The sequence below is a fragment of the Pararobbsia alpina genome (genome assembly GCF_902859895.1).
GTDB lineage: Bacteria > Pseudomonadota > Gammaproteobacteria > Burkholderiales > Burkholderiaceae > Pararobbsia > Pararobbsia alpina.
Map to the genome: position 1 here is coordinate 128,925 of NZ_CADIKM010000004.1, position 13,354 is coordinate 142,278.

A 13,354-nucleotide genomic window follows, 5' to 3' on the forward strand; every position below is an offset into this window, starting at 1 on the left:
TTTAGCGCGAGGATTTCGGCTAGCATGGGACTTTAATTTCGAGACGATGGCCGTCGGCCTCTGTTGCGGACCTACATGTCTTCCATTGAAGCACCCGATATTCCCAGCAACGCCGAGCCAGCCCCGGCGCCGCGCCGCCGCAGTCACCGCCGTCATGTGGGCGCTGTCGCGGGGCTGAAATCGTTCGGCCTGCTGTATGGCTCATCGGCCGCGATGGAAGCGCTCTACAACCAGATTCGCCGTGTCGCTGAGACGGATGCGACCGCCCTGATCATCGGCGAGTCGGGTACCGGCAAGGAACTGATTGCCAGGACCATTCACGACCATAGCTCGCGCAAGGACGGCGCGTTTATCGCGGTCAACTGCGGCGCGATTCCCGACAACCTGATCGAGGCCGAACTATTCGGCCATGAACGCGGCAGCTTTACCGGGGCCGTGCAGAATCGTGTCGGCTACTTCGAACACGCCAACGGTGGGACGCTGTTTCTCGATGAGATCACCGAAATGGCGCCGGTGCGCCAGGTGAAGCTGCTGCGCGCGCTCGAGACCGGCACTTTCTATCGGGTCGGCGGCACCGAACAGCTTGCGTCGAATGTCCGTGTGATTGCCGCGACCAATCGCGATCCGGCCACCGCGGTCAAGGAAAACGGCCTGCGCGAGGACCTCATGTACCGGCTCGCCGTATTCCCGCTGCGTGCGCCGCCGCTGCGCGAGCGCGACGACGACCGTGAGTATCTGGCGCAGCATTTTCTTGCCGAACTCAATGCCCAGGAAGGCACGGAGAAAGCCTTCTCCAAACATGCGTTCGAGACCATGCGCACCTACTCCTGGCCGGGCAATGTGCGGGAGCTCAAGAACGCGGTCTATCGCGCGTTCATCCTCGCGGAGAAAATCGTCGAGCTGCCCCATCCGACTCTGGCGACACGCACGCGTAAGGCCGTGGCGCAGGGCGACGCGATGAGCGTCTGGGTCGGCACGCCGCTCGCCGACGCCCAGAAGCAGATCATCCTTGGCACCCTCAAGCACTGCAACGGCGACAAGCGCCGCACGGCCAAGGCACTGGGCGTGAGTCTCAAGACACTCTACAACCGGCTCGGTGCCTACGAGAATGAAGGCGCCCCGGAAATCGACGACAGCGAGCAAGCCGAGGCATCGTAGGCCCCGTCATGGCCCCGTTGCAGACCCCTCGCGGGCTCGACTCACGCCGGCAACAAAAAAGGCGCGTCGCCCCTTTCAGAACGACGCGCAACTCGCACTGCTCATACCTCACATACAAGCCGGTGACCGGCAATTCCGGTTCCCGACTCCCCTGTCTTAGCTCGCTGTATTAACAGCGAGCAGCAACCCGCATGCCGCCCCGCGGTTCAGCTTTCGATGTCCTCGAGGCTGAACATTTCAGCCTGGTCGCTATACGAAAAAATCTCCGCGTATCGTCCCCAGTTGATCACGGCGTCGAGGGTTTCCATCGCAGCCGAATCCGAGAGAAAGTCCTCAAGCTCCTGTTCGAAGCGCACGCGCGGCGCTCGGTGACCGGGGCGCTCGTTGAGCACCGTGCGGATACGCGCGGCAAGTGGGACATAGCGCTGCAGGTGTTCGGCGAACATGCGCTTGCGCTCGTCGGTGCCGTAGTCGGAGAAGATCTTGCCGGCCTGGGTCAGCATGATGTCGCCTTCGCGCATGTCGGCGAAGCCGAGGTGCTGCATCATTTCGGCGACTGGAAACAGGTCATCGACCTCGAGATGCAGGCTGCGTCCGAGCTCGGGCAGGTCGGCCTTGCCGTTGTACGGCGCCGCGGCCAGCGTCTCGATCAGGCCGGCCATCAGGTTGGTCGAGACCGGCGGCAGCCAGCTGCCGAGCGTCAACTGGCCCGGACGCGCCTGGTCGGCGATCACGCGTGCGGTCATCTTCGCGTAGATGTCGTCGACCAGCTGCCGGAACGCCGGGGCGAGCCGGTTGCGCGGGTGCGGGAACGGCACCTTGATCTCAGCGATCATGCGGCCCGGGTTCGACGACAGCACGAGGATGCGGTCGCACATGAAGACCGCTTCCTCAATATTGTGCGTGACGATCAGCACCGACTTGATCGGCAACTTCCCATCATTCCAGAGATCGAGCAAGTCGGTCCGCAGCGTTTCGGCAGTCAGCACGTCGAGCGCGGAGAATGGCTCGTCCATCAACAGCAGCGTGGGATCGACGACGAGCGCGCGCGCAAACCCCACGCGCTGGCGCATGCCGCCTGAAAGCTCGCGCGGATAGGCATTCTCGAAGCCGTCGAGCCCGATCAGGTCGATCGCCTTGAGGGCCCGCTCGCGGCGCACGCGGGCGCCGACGCCAAGCGCCTCGAGCCCAGCCTCGACGTTCTGCAGCACGGTCAACCACGGAAACAGCGCAAAGGTCTGGAACACCATTGCAACGCCCTCGGCCGGCCCGGTCAGCGGCTGGCCGAGATACTCGACCTCGCCGCCGGTCGGCTTGATCAGCCCGGCGATGATGCGCAACAGCGTCGACTTGCCGGAGCCCGAACGACCCAGCAAACCGACGATCTCCCCTTCCTTGAGACTGAGGTTCGCATCGTCGAGCACCAGCAATTCGCCCTGCGTCTTGTTGAAACCGCGTCGCACATGGCTGACGCGCAGGATCTCGACAGGCTGCTGTACCGGGGCGGCAGGCTGGCCTGAGGCAGCCGACGCTGCGGAGGGGGTCGGATTGAGCATGGCGGTTCGGTCAGTTCAGGCGAAGCTTTTCTTCGGCATACGCATACATCGGCCGCCAAAGCAGGCGGTTGAACAGCGTGACGATCAGCGACATCATCGCGATGCCGAGAATGATACGCGGATAGTCGCCTGCAACGGTCGCCGCCGCGATGAACGAGCCGAGGCCATGGGCGACCACGTTCTGGTGCCCCCATGAAACGGCTTCGGCGACGATGCTCGCATTCCATGCGCCGCCCGAAGCGGTGATCGCACCCGTCACGTAGTACGGGAAGATGCCGGGCAGCATGACCTGACGCCACCATTGCCAGCCGCGGATGCGGAAATTGGTTGCCGCTTCCTTGAAATCGTTCGGGTAGGCGGTCGTGCCGGCCACCACGTTGAACAGGATGTACCACTGCGTGCCCAGCACGATCAGCGGTGAAAGCCAGATGTCGGGGTTCAGGTGAAAACGCACGATCACCACGACGAACACCGGGAACAGCAGATTCGCGGGGAAAGCGGCGAGGAACTGCGCGAGCGGCTGGATCTTCTCGGCGAGCGCCGGGCGCAGACCGATCATCACGCCGAGCGGCACCCAGACGAGCGAGGCAAGCGCGATCAGCACGACCACGCGCAGCAGCGTGTACAAGCCGTAGAGCGCGACATGGCCGACGTCCGCCCAACTTGCGCCGGTCGACACATAGGTACCGACTCGCCACACGACGTACAGGGTCACCAGAAGCACGAACAGGCTCCAGATCGCGTCACCGACGCGCGAGGACGGGCGGGGAATCGTCGGCACCATCGGAAAGCTCGGCGCGCGCAGGCGCAACGGCACGCGCGCGGCGGTCGCGAACAGCCAGGCCCCCGGCACGAGCAGCCGGTGGATCAGGCGGGTGCGACGGACAAGGTCGAGCAGCCACGAACCGGGCGCCTCACCCGAGCTCGTGGTTTCCATGCGGAATTTGTCCGACCATGCGACGAGTGGGCGGAACAGGAGCTGGTCGTAGGCGAGGATCACGACGGTCATCGCAAGAATCACCCAGCCGATCGCACGAAGATTCTGCTGCTCGATGGCGAGCGCGAGATAGGCGCCGATGCCCGGCAGCGTGATCGAACGGTTGCCGACGGTGATCGCCTCGGACGCGACCACAAAAAACCAGCCGCCCGACATCGACATCATCATGTTCCAGATGAGGCCCGGCATCGAGAACGGCACTTCGAGCTTCCAGAAACGCTGCCAGGACGTCAAGTGGAAGTTGCGCGAGACCTCGTCGAGATCGCGCGGAATCGTGCGCAGCGACTGGTAGAAGCTGAACGTCATGTTCCACGCCTGGCTCGTGAAGATCGCGAAGATCGCCGCGCATTCGGCTCCCGCAACCCGCGTCGGGAACAAGGCGATGAAGAACGTCACGGTGAACGAGATGTAACCGAGCACCGGAACCGACTGCAGGATGTCGAGAATCGGCACGAGCACTTTGCCCGCGCGGCGGCTCTTTGCGGCGAGCGTGCCGTAAGTCAGGGTGAAGATCAGCGAGGCGACCATCGCCGCGAGCATGCGCAGGGTGGTGCGCAAGGCGTAATCGGGCAGGTTCGACGGATCGAGCGAAATCGCCTGGGTCTGCAAGGTCCCGATCGGCGCCATCGTCTGGTGGAAACCGATCGCGGCCATGGCGATGATCCCGATGATCAGCGGAAAGGCGACGAAATCCCAGCGATTCGGCAGCAGCCGCCACACGGACGCGTTCGGAGTGGGAAGTTCGAAACCAATAGGCATTGCCGCTCCAGTCAGAGAGGCACGACACTACTACAACCGGGATGACAGGCACAACCCTAGATTGCGAGGTTTCTGCGGCTCTGCAACATATGCACGCCGACAAGCCGGCGCCAGCGCTACGGAGGCCGCCGAAGTAAAGAAAAGCCGCCGCGCGCCGATAACTGGGAAACTGCCGTCAACTCGCTGCCGAGCCACCCCATAGATGCAGCACTCCGCTCGCCCCCGCGATTCCCGTCCGCCGCCGGAGCCTGGACGTGCGGCCTGCCTGCCGTATCTCGAACGTCTCGGGGCGATCGGCGCAAGCATGCTGCTCGTGTTCGGATCCTGGCAGATCGCGGGCGCGATCTCCGAACGCATGGTGCGCGGCGAGTTGCAGACCCAGATCGAAGCACGTCAACAGGTCACCTCGGCCGTGGCCAACAGCATCACCCAATCGCTCGACGCCGACATCGCCCTTCTCCACGGCATCCCGGGTGCGCTCGCTGTGATGCCCGAAGTCCACACGGCGCTCGCCACTGAACTTCCCCGCCAGCTCACGACAGTCACGCTATCGACCATGCAGACGCGCCGCGCCTTGCTCGAACACGACGCGACGCTCAGCCCGCTCAATCAGTTGTTCAAGCAAATCGGCGCGCTCTCGGGGCTCGACCTCATCTGGCTGGTAGACCAGCACGGCACCTGCCTTGCTTCCAGCAACGCGGGCGAAGTGGACTCCTTCGTCGGCTCGTCGTTTCTGAGTCGCTCGTACATGCGCGCCGTCGCGCGCGGCGAAGCCTCGATCGGCATGGCGCGCGGCCAAGCCACCGGCGTGCCGGGCCTCTACGTGACTTCGCCGATCTTCATGAAAGGCGGCTTGGCGGGCGCGATCGTCGGCAAGATCGACCTGCGCCGCGCGCGACACTGGGTCGCCCAGCGAGGCGCCTTCGTCACCGACGAGAACGGCGTGATCATCCTGGCGCACGATCCCACGTACGAGTGGCGCGCGCTGCCTGGCGCACCGGTACTGAAGATGGACCCGGCATTGCGCGACAGCATCTATCCGAACAGGACCATCCGGGCCCTGCGGATCAGGCCGCAGGGCGCGCAGTTGCGCGCGCAGGCTCCGTGGGTCTCACACCTGATGGCCGACGGTCTCGTCTCGATCGAGCAAGGCCCCCCCTCGCTTCTGCGCCTCAGCGTGAGCGAGCCGCACGGCCTGTCGACCGGCCTCGCCCTACCGTTCGATGCGTGGAACGAGGCCGAGCAAGACTATCGCCGCAACCGGATGCTGATCTTTTTCGCGACCCTCAGCACGATGGTGGTCTGCATCGTTTTGGGCGTCTCGTATTTTCGCGAACGGCGGCTGCACCGCGCCGCGCGCAACCTCGCCGTGCAATTGCAGGAGGCCAATACACGGCTCTCCGACGAGGCGCGCTACGACGCGCTGACCGGTGCGCTCTCCCGCCGCTATTTCCTCGACCTGCTGCGCACGGAATTGGGTGCGGCCCAGATGAGGCGACAGCCCTTGGCGATGATGATCGCCGACCTCGACCACTTCAAGCAGATCAACGATCGGCACGGACACGCGACCGGAGACCGTGCGCTCGAATATTTCATCCGGGTTTGTGAGCGGGTGCTGGCGGTCGATGCCGCAATCGGCCGGCTCGGCGGCGAGGAATTCGGCATCGTGATGCCGGGCGCCACTGCGGCTCAGGCCGAGCAGGTTGCCGAGCGCATTCGGCTGGATTTCCGTCGGGGACGCCCGCACTCGATCCCCGAAGACACCGGCCTGAGCGTCAGCATCGGGATCGCCGTTGTGCAGCGCGACGACTCGCCCGAACGGCTGCTTTCGCGCGCTGACCAGGCGCTCTACCTCGCCAAGGCGCGCGGGCGCAATCGCTGCATGGTGTTCGACCCGCCCCCCGCGCCGACAGAGCAGAGCGAGGCCGTCACGCGGAGTTGAGCGACCGCTCGAAACGCCAATCGCGATAGAGGTTTGCACGCGCCCCGGATTCAGCGGTTATCATCGGTGTTCACCGACTGCTGAAAGGAGACGCGCATGAAGGGAAACCTCGTCATAGTCTGTCGCGATCAGGACGCACACGACTTCGACGCAATCATGTCCGAGTATGGCGCGTTCCAATCGCGCCTGTCCTCCACTGCCTGGTATCTGAAACTCGAAATCGCGCCGGAACTGGTGCAGGAAGAGATTGTCCAGCGACTCGGGAAGTACGCGACCCACTACATCTTCGAGGCCACGTCGGTCACCTTCAACACGGTCGACAGTGAGGCCGCGGCCTCGCTGAATGCCTTGTTCGAAGGCTAGGACGACTGCCTCCGTCGCTACGCCCCCCGCCCCGAGGCGGGTTTTTTTTTGCCGGCCGAGGCTGGACCATTCCACTGCACCATGGCGAAGCGGCGTTCCACAGCGCCATGCCGCAGGGCCATGCTCATTGCGCCGCGCTATTTTTTCTTCGGCCTGAACGCCTTCACGACCTGTTCGTGGGTCTCCGCATAGGGGCCGCCGATCAGGTCGATGCAATAGGGAATCGCCGCGAAGATGCCCGCGGCGACGAGCGCGCCGTCGGGATCGCGCAAGCCCTCGAGCGTTTCGCGAATCGATTTCGGCTGCCCCGGCAAGTTGACGATCAGTGCCGCATGACCCTCGATCTCGCGAATCGCCGCCACTTGGCGCGAGAGGATCGCCGTGGGCACGAAACGCAGGCTGATCTGCCGCATCTGTTCGCCGAAACCGGGCATTTCTTTGCTGGCGACCGCGAGGGTCGCCTCGGGCGTCACGTCGCGGCGCGACGGCCCAGTCCCGCCGGTCGTCAGCACGAGATCGCAACGCATCTCGTCGACCAGTTCGACGAGCGTTGCGCGGATCTGCGCGGCCTCATCGGGAATCAGCCGGGTCTCATGTTTCCACGGGCTCTTGAGCGCGCTGCCGAGCCATTCGGTCAGCGAGGGAATGCCCTTGTCCTCGTAGACGCCCGTGCTCGCACGGTCGCTGATCGAGACGAGACCAATCCGCAGCGGCCGGTCAGCCGGCAAACGCGTTGCCTGCCCCGTTTTCGGCGCCGCGCCCGACTCAATAGTCGTCATCTTCTTCCTCCTGCGCGCCCCCCTCGCCCGGCTGCGGCGCGGCGCCGGCCTGTGCCGCCTTGATCCAGTGGAACAGTTCGCGGAAATGCTTGGGTGGGCGCTGCTGCTGCGTATCGCGGCGCGTATTGCGGATCAGGTTGCGGCCGGTCTGCACGTCGGCGGCCGGGTATTTCGCGATGAATTCGGTCAGCGCCTGGTCGTCGGCGAGGAGCCGCTCGCGCCAGCGCTCGACGGCGTGCATCTTCGCAGTCTCGGCCTTGCTCACGCCGTTGTAGGCGTCGAGCGCGGCGCGCAGTGCGGCGACTTCCTCGTCGTGCAGCGAACGCATGACCTTGCCGACGTACTGCATCTGCCGGCGCTTGCCTTCATGATCCGTAATGCGGCGAGCCTCACGAACCGCGTCGTTGAGGTTCTCGGGCATCGGCATCTTCTTGAGCGCGTCCTTCGACAGCTCGGCAAGTTCGGCACCAAGCGTCTGCAGGGCGTGCATTTCGCGCTTGAGCTGCGACTTGCTCGGACGGCCGTCGTACGGATCATCCTCGTCGTCTGCGACGGCGCGGGCGGGGGGCTGGGTTCGGTCTCTTTGCATCATGCCGCGTATTGTATCGCTGCGCCTTTGCGGAAAGGCTTGTTATGATCTCGACGATCAAGGAGAACCCACTGACATGGCTTCGCAACCGCGTTATTTCCCGCACACCCAGGACCAACTCAAAGAAATCGCCGCCGACATCCTGCGGCATGCCAAGTCTCTCGGCGGCACCGATGCGGCCACCGAGCTGTCCGAGGGCGACGGCCTGTCGGTCACGGTCAGGCGCGGCGAGGTCGAGACGATCGAGCACAACCGCGACAAGATGGTCGGCGTGACGGTCTTCATCGGCCAGAAACGCGGCAATGCGAGCACCTCGGACTTTTCGCCCGCGGCCTTGCGCGACACGGTCGCGGCGGCCTACAACATCGCGCGCTTCACCGCCGACGACGACTGTGCGGGACTCGCCGAGGCCGAACTCCTCGAAATGAACCCGCCCGAGCTCGATCTCTTCCACCCCTGGCAGCTGGCCGCCGACGATGCGGTCGAAATCGCGCGGCGCGCCGAGCAGGCCGCGTTCGACACGGATGCGAAGATCAGCAACAGCGAAGGCGCAAGCGTCTCGGCCCAGCACTCCCAGTTCGTGCTCGCGACGAGCCGGGGCTTCTCGGCAGGCTATCCGTTCTCGCGCCATTTCATCTCGTGCGCGCCGATCGCCGGTACCGGCCGCCATATGCAGCGGGACGACTGGTATACATCGCAGCGCAGCGCGCAGGCCCTGGCCGAGCCGGAAGCAGTCGGGCGCTATGCAGCCGAGCGCGCGCTCGCGCGCCTCGGTTCACGCCGGCTCGACACCCGCAAATGCCCGGTACTGTTCGAGGCGCCCCTTGCGGCCGGGCTGCTCGGTGCGTTCGTGCAGGCGACCAGCGGCGGCGCACTCTATCGCAAGACGAGCTTTCTCGCCGACAGTCTCGGCAAGCCGGTCTTCGCGCCTCATATCGATATCGTCGAGGATCCCCATGTCGCGCGCGCGATGGGCAGCTCGCCCTTCGACGAAGAAGGCGTGCGCACACGCAAGCGCGAGGTCGTCAGCGGCGGCGTCGTGCAAGGGTATTTCCTGTCGACCTATTCGGCCCGCAAGCTCGGCATGCAGACGACCGGCAATGCGGGGGGCTCGCACAACATCTCGCTGCGCAGCCGGCTCACGACACCCGACGATGATTTCGAGGCCATGCTGCGCAAGCTCGGCACCGGCCTGCTGCTGACCGAGCTCATGGGCCAGGGCGTGAACTATGTGACGGGCGACTATTCGCGCGGCGCCGCGGGCTTCTGGGTCGAGAACGGCAAGATCCAGTATCCGGTCGAGGAAATCACCGTCGCGAGCACGCTGCAGGACATGTTCCACCACATCGTCGCGATCGGCGCCGATACGCTCGTGCGCGGCACCAAGCAGACCGGTTCGGTGCTCATCGAGCGGATGACTCTTGCGGGCCAGTAGTCCACCGAGGGTTCAGACCGCCTTGCGCTCGTAGCGCACCCACGCGAACGGGAGCGCTTCGGCGGCGAGGTTCACCGCGGTGGGATTCGCGGTGGAGTTCGCCGTGGAAATCGCGGCGGAGTTGCCGGTGGGTTGGTCTGCGGGTCTATCCCCGGAGTGCGCTGGGGAGGTTCCCTTGGGCTTCTGCGCGGGTCTCTCCGGATACTCGCGCGACACCTCGTACCACACCGCGGGATCCGGCGCGGGAAACACCGCATCCCCCGCGACGTCAAGGTCGATCTCCGTAACAAGCAGCCGGTCTGCCCGCTCGAGCCCTTCGAGGTACAACTGCGCGCCGCCGATCAGGAAGGCTTCGGCCATGCCGTCTTGCTCGCAACGCGAGATGGCCTCCTCCAGGCTGCCGACCGTCTCGCACCCGTTGAAGCGACGCGACGCATCGCGCGTTACCACGAGATTGCGCCGGCCCGGCAGTGGCCGGCCGATCGATTCATGGGTCTTGCGGCCCATGATCACGGGCGCGCCCATCGTGGTTCGCTTGAAATACTTGAGGTCTTCCGGAAGATGCCACGGTAGCTGGTTGTCGCGACCGATCACGCCATTGCGCGCACGTGCGACGATCAGAATCAGATGGGTCATGGGGCAGGTTGCGCGGGGGGCGGCAAAGTGAGGTGAAGGCAAAGGCGGGATTTTACGCGACCCGCGGCCGAAAAATTCGCCCCACCCCCTCGTGGCGGGGGGACCGTCATTGACACGACTCGCGCCGTGCCGCGGAGCCCTCGTACCCGCCCTGCGGTAATCCGGCCTCAGATCGGCACGCAGACCGCGCGCCTCTGGTCGACGGGTCCGACCGGCGTACGCTGGAGCAACGGGTGGCGCGACACCGAAGTGCCGCACGCCCCCGTGACCATCATCGTGCGGTCGGAACCCCCGAGGTCGGCATCCTCTTCGCTGGATGCCGTATCGGGCCAGACGGGCCACACCATCCCGCACACGCGCGACATCGCGTTGCTGAATCCCGGGGGAATCGCGCCGGATGCGCCGCTTGCCTCGGACGCGCCGGCAGCATGCGGCGCATCCTGCACGCCCGGCACATCACGCGGGATCTTCATTGACGGATTTGTCTTCATCACCGCCCCTCAATCCATGAGTACTCATTAGACGATACAGGGTCACGCGCGAAATCCCAAGGTCGCTCGCTGCCTCGTTCAGGCGATGGCGGTGCCGCAGCAGCGCCAGTTCGATCGTCTTGCGTTCGGCTTGTTCGCGTGCCTGCAAGAGCGTGACCGGCAACTGGCTCGTATAGGCGCCGAGATCGAGATCCTCGGCCGAGATCAGGCGCCCCTCGGCCATCACGATAGCCCTTCGCACACGATTGATCATCTCGCGAACATTGCCGGGCCATCCGTAGTTGTAGATCGCCTCGATCGCCGACGCGGTGAAACCACGGATCCTGCGCGTATTGTCGCCGCAGAACTTCTGCAGCATATGGTGCGCAAGGATCTCGATGTCCTTGCCGCGCATGCGCAGCGGCGGTTCGTCGACGCGCACCACGCAGAACCGGTGGAACAGGTCCGTGCGAAAGCGCCCGTCGCTCATCGCGGCATGCAGGTCGACGTGTGTCGCCGAAATGATCCGCACGTCGACACAGATCGACTCATGTCCACCGAGCCGTTCGATCTTGCCTTCCTGAAGGAAACGCAGCAGCGACGCCTGGCTCTCGAGCGGCAGGTCGCCGATCTCGTCGAGAAACAGCGTGCCGCCGTGGGCCGCTTCGACGCGGCCGATCTTGCGTTGGTTCGCGCCCGTGAAGGCGCCGCGCTCATAGCCAAAGAGTTCGGACTGCAGCAAATGATGCGGGATCGCGCCGCAATTGATCGCGACGAACGGGGCCTTGCGCCGCTCCGAGCGTTCATGGATCGCGAGCGCGGTCAGCTCCTTGCCGGTACCCGACTCGCCCGCGATGAACACCGATGCGTCGGTATTGCCGAGCTTGCGGATCGTACGGAACAGCTGCTGCATCGCATCACAGGTCCCGACCATCTCGTCCGCCCCGGTCGCCGCGACCGCTTGCGCGATATCCATATCGGACAGGCGGATCATCCCGAACGCATGGCCGAGCACGAAGTTGAGCGACTCGTTGCTACACGGCGTCTTCACGTAGTCGAAGCAATAGTTGCGGATCAGCCTGCGCAGGCCGAGATCGTCGAGCTGCGCGGAGGGCGTCATGGCGACCCAACCGACTGTCGCATGGCGCAGGCAGGTTTCGAGCACGGCGAGGTCGCGGTTGCCGAACCCGTTCACGATATCGACGAGCCCCGCGCACACCTCGTCGTTGCGCATCAGCCGCGCCGCATCGACCACCGAGCGAGCGGAGCGCACGCGCCAGCCTCGCACGCCGAGGTAGGCCGATAGTTCTTCGCAGGGCTGTCGCGACAGGTAGATCAGCGAGCGTTCGGCCGGAACAGACAGCGCCTTGACACTGCCTTCGGGACTCGTCAACGTGGGACGTCCGCCCGGCGCTTCACCTTCCGCGGCCGCGATAATTTGAGGCACGCTATCCTGAGGCACACTATCGATCCCGTCCTCAAGTCTTCTCGCAACCGGATGAACTCTTGTTGAATGAATGGGTTCGCGCACGATAGCCTCTTCTTTTTGCTGTCAAAAGGTGTACGGGAAACGCAACTCGACCACGAAGTCCGGCGCATCGGGGGTGAGTCCATGCTGACTGAGCCATTGATCGTCAGATGCTTGTTGATGACAGTCCAAAATTCATGGTGGACGCATTGGTCTGGCTGCCGGGGACGCTCACATACCCGGAGCCTGTATCCGTCTTGGTTTCCGGCTCGATCGCCGTCGTGAATGACAGGCTGGCCGAAGTTTTGTCGGACAGCGCGATGGCCGCCCCCGCACCGATCTGAAAGATGTCGCCGAGCTTGACCTTCCCCGGCTCGACTTGCCCCTGCACCGATGAAATATCGGCAAACGATGTAGCAACGTTATAGGTATAGGACAAGCTACCGAACAGCACCACCGGATCATAGGTCTTCAGCACGGACACCCCGGCGCTGAAGTTCCAGATGCCCGTGCCGGTCGGCAGCTTGGCCGGCGTGATCAGATTGTTGTTGTTCGGGTCTGCGCTCACCGAGCGCACACGCTTGACGAGCGGCACGCCCACCGAGGAAGTGGTATCGAGCGCCATCTGGGCGGCGCAGGGTCCTGCGGCGCCCAACAGTGTCCCGGCTACCCGGCGCAAGTGGTTTTGCCTTGTTGTACACCTGTGCATTGCCGAACACATTGCCGCTGTCGATCGACGACAGCGCGGCATTGTTCGACTGCGCGTTGTCGATGCCGCTTGCGATGTTCCCGCCGACATTGCCGGTCGCATTCGCGAGTGACCCACTACCGATCGAGGCGGTCGAGGTACCGGGAGCCTGCGTGTTCACATATTCGGTCACGCTGCCGTGCACATGGGTCTTGCCCCAGTCACGCGACGATTCCGACGCCCATCCCCAATCGGAGGCGCTATGCGATTCCTTGCTGCCCTGCTTGTAAAACGCATAGCTCTGGCTCTTCGAGCTCGACGAGTCGCTCATCGAGGTCTTCGAGCCATAGATGTAACCCGAGCCCGAACCCGAAGCGGCGTCGGTCGAGCTTCTGTTCGTGGTCTTCTGCACATAGGCGCCCAGCGTGAAGCCCGCGTTCAGTGAGGCTGCGACGGCGGCATTGCCGCTCTTTGAATGGGTGATCGAGAACACCGGATAGAAGGTGGTGGACTC

Annotated in this window: 11 protein-coding genes and 2 pseudogenes; 4 read left to right on the top strand and 9 right to left on the bottom strand. The window is 64.4% G+C overall.

The genetic code is table 11. The features are described from left to right. Positions 1-75 precede the first annotated feature (75 nt). Positions 76-1,158 carry a sigma-54 interaction domain-containing protein gene (locus HV670_RS06375; protein WP_175103848.1) on the top strand — a complete coding sequence of 361 codons (1,083 nt, stop codon included), beginning with the start codon at positions 76-78 and terminating at the stop codon, positions 1,156-1,158. Between the two features lie 206 nt (positions 1,159-1,364). On the opposite strand, the gene HV670_RS06380 is transcribed toward HV670_RS06375, so the two are convergent. Both HV670_RS06380 and HV670_RS06385 read right to left on the bottom strand, forming a co-directional pair. After that, positions 1,365-2,714, bottom strand: coding sequence for an ABC transporter ATP-binding protein (locus HV670_RS06380; RefSeq protein WP_175103849.1), 1,350 nt, complete (start codon positions 2,712-2,714; stop codon positions 1,365-1,367). A 10-nt stretch (positions 2,715-2,724) separates the two neighbouring features. Further along, positions 2,725-4,470, bottom strand: a complete 1,746-nt coding sequence (locus tag HV670_RS06385; RefSeq protein WP_175103850.1) for an ABC transporter permease — start codon at positions 4,468-4,470, stop codon at positions 2,725-2,727. Positions 4,471-4,672: 202 nt separating this feature from the next. Here HV670_RS06385 and HV670_RS06390 point away from each other — a divergent pair, with 202 nt between their 5' ends. Both HV670_RS06390 and HV670_RS06395 read left to right on the top strand, forming a co-directional pair. Continuing rightward, positions 4,673-6,412, top strand: coding sequence for a sensor domain-containing diguanylate cyclase (locus HV670_RS06390; protein WP_175103857.1), 1,740 nt, complete (start codon positions 4,673-4,675; stop codon positions 6,410-6,412). A gap of 96 nt (positions 6,413-6,508) precedes the next feature. Beyond that, complete coding sequence (locus HV670_RS06395; RefSeq protein WP_175103859.1) at positions 6,509-6,775, top strand: hypothetical protein; 267 nt, start codon at positions 6,509-6,511, stop codon at positions 6,773-6,775. A 137-nt stretch (positions 6,776-6,912) separates the two neighbouring features. On the opposite strand, the gene mog is transcribed toward HV670_RS06395, so the two are convergent. Both mog and yjgA read right to left on the bottom strand, forming a co-directional pair. Further along, a complete protein-coding gene (mog, locus tag HV670_RS06400) occupies positions 6,913-7,554 on the bottom strand; it encodes a molybdopterin adenylyltransferase (RefSeq protein ID WP_175103861.1) in 642 nt (213 codons plus the stop codon). Further along, complete coding sequence (gene yjgA, locus HV670_RS06405) at positions 7,541-8,146, bottom strand: ribosome biogenesis factor YjgA (protein ID WP_175103863.1); 606 nt, start codon at positions 8,144-8,146, stop codon at positions 7,541-7,543. Before yjgA ends, mog begins: the two co-directional genes overlap by 14 nt. 73 nt (positions 8,147-8,219) lie before the next feature. On the opposite strand from yjgA, the gene pmbA reads away from it, so the two are divergent. After that, a complete protein-coding gene (gene pmbA / locus HV670_RS06410; protein ID WP_175103865.1) occupies positions 8,220-9,578 on the top strand; it encodes a metalloprotease PmbA in 1,359 nt (452 codons plus the stop codon). Positions 9,579-9,782: 204 nt separating this feature from the next. On the opposite strand, the pseudogene HV670_RS06415 reads toward pmbA, so the two are convergent. From HV670_RS06415 to HV670_RS06435, 5 genes and pseudogenes are all read right to left on the bottom strand, one after another. Continuing rightward, positions 9,783-10,214, bottom strand: a pseudogene (locus HV670_RS06415) (dihydrofolate reductase); the annotation flags it as partial. Between the two features lie 167 nt (positions 10,215-10,381). Further along, on the bottom strand, positions 10,382-10,687 hold the full coding sequence (locus HV670_RS06420) for a hypothetical protein (protein WP_175103868.1): 306 nt from the start codon (positions 10,685-10,687) through the stop codon (positions 10,382-10,384). Continuing rightward, positions 10,671-12,131, bottom strand: a complete 1,461-nt coding sequence (locus HV670_RS06425) for a sigma-54 dependent transcriptional regulator (RefSeq protein ID WP_425511390.1) — start codon at positions 12,129-12,131, stop codon at positions 10,671-10,673. Before HV670_RS06425 ends, HV670_RS06420 begins: the two co-directional genes overlap by 17 nt. 105 nt (positions 12,132-12,236) lie before the next feature. After that, positions 12,237-12,720: pseudogene (locus HV670_RS06430) on the bottom strand (hypothetical protein); the annotation flags it as partial. After that, positions 12,614-13,333, bottom strand: coding sequence for a hypothetical protein (locus tag HV670_RS06435; RefSeq protein WP_175103872.1), 720 nt, complete (start codon positions 13,331-13,333; stop codon positions 12,614-12,616). The pseudogene HV670_RS06430 and the gene HV670_RS06435, both read right to left, overlap by 107 nt. Positions 13,334-13,354 lie beyond the last annotated feature (21 nt).

Coding starts and splice junctions, on each gene's coding strand:
- HV670_RS06375 (WP_175103848.1), top strand. CDS start 76: ATGTCTTCCATTGAAGCACCCGATATTCCCAGCAACGCCGAGCCAGCC.
- HV670_RS06380 (WP_175103849.1), bottom strand. CDS start 2,714: ATGCTCAATCCGACCCCCTCCGCAGCGTCGGCTGCCTCAGGCCAGCCT.
- HV670_RS06385 (WP_175103850.1), bottom strand. CDS start 4,470: ATGCCTATTGGTTTCGAACTTCCCACTCCGAACGCGTCCGTGTGGCGG.
- HV670_RS06390 (WP_175103857.1), top strand. CDS start 4,673: ATGCAGCACTCCGCTCGCCCCCGCGATTCCCGTCCGCCGCCGGAGCCT.
- HV670_RS06395 (WP_175103859.1), top strand. CDS start 6,509: ATGAAGGGAAACCTCGTCATAGTCTGTCGCGATCAGGACGCACACGAC.
- mog (WP_175103861.1), bottom strand. CDS start 7,554: ATGACGACTATTGAGTCGGGCGCGGCGCCGAAAACGGGGCAGGCAACG.
- yjgA (WP_175103863.1), bottom strand. CDS start 8,146: ATGATGCAAAGAGACCGAACCCAGCCCCCCGCCCGCGCCGTCGCAGAC.
- pmbA (WP_175103865.1), top strand. CDS start 8,220: ATGGCTTCGCAACCGCGTTATTTCCCGCACACCCAGGACCAACTCAAA.
- HV670_RS06420 (WP_175103868.1), bottom strand. CDS start 10,687: ATGAAGATCCCGCGTGATGTGCCGGGCGTGCAGGATGCGCCGCATGCT.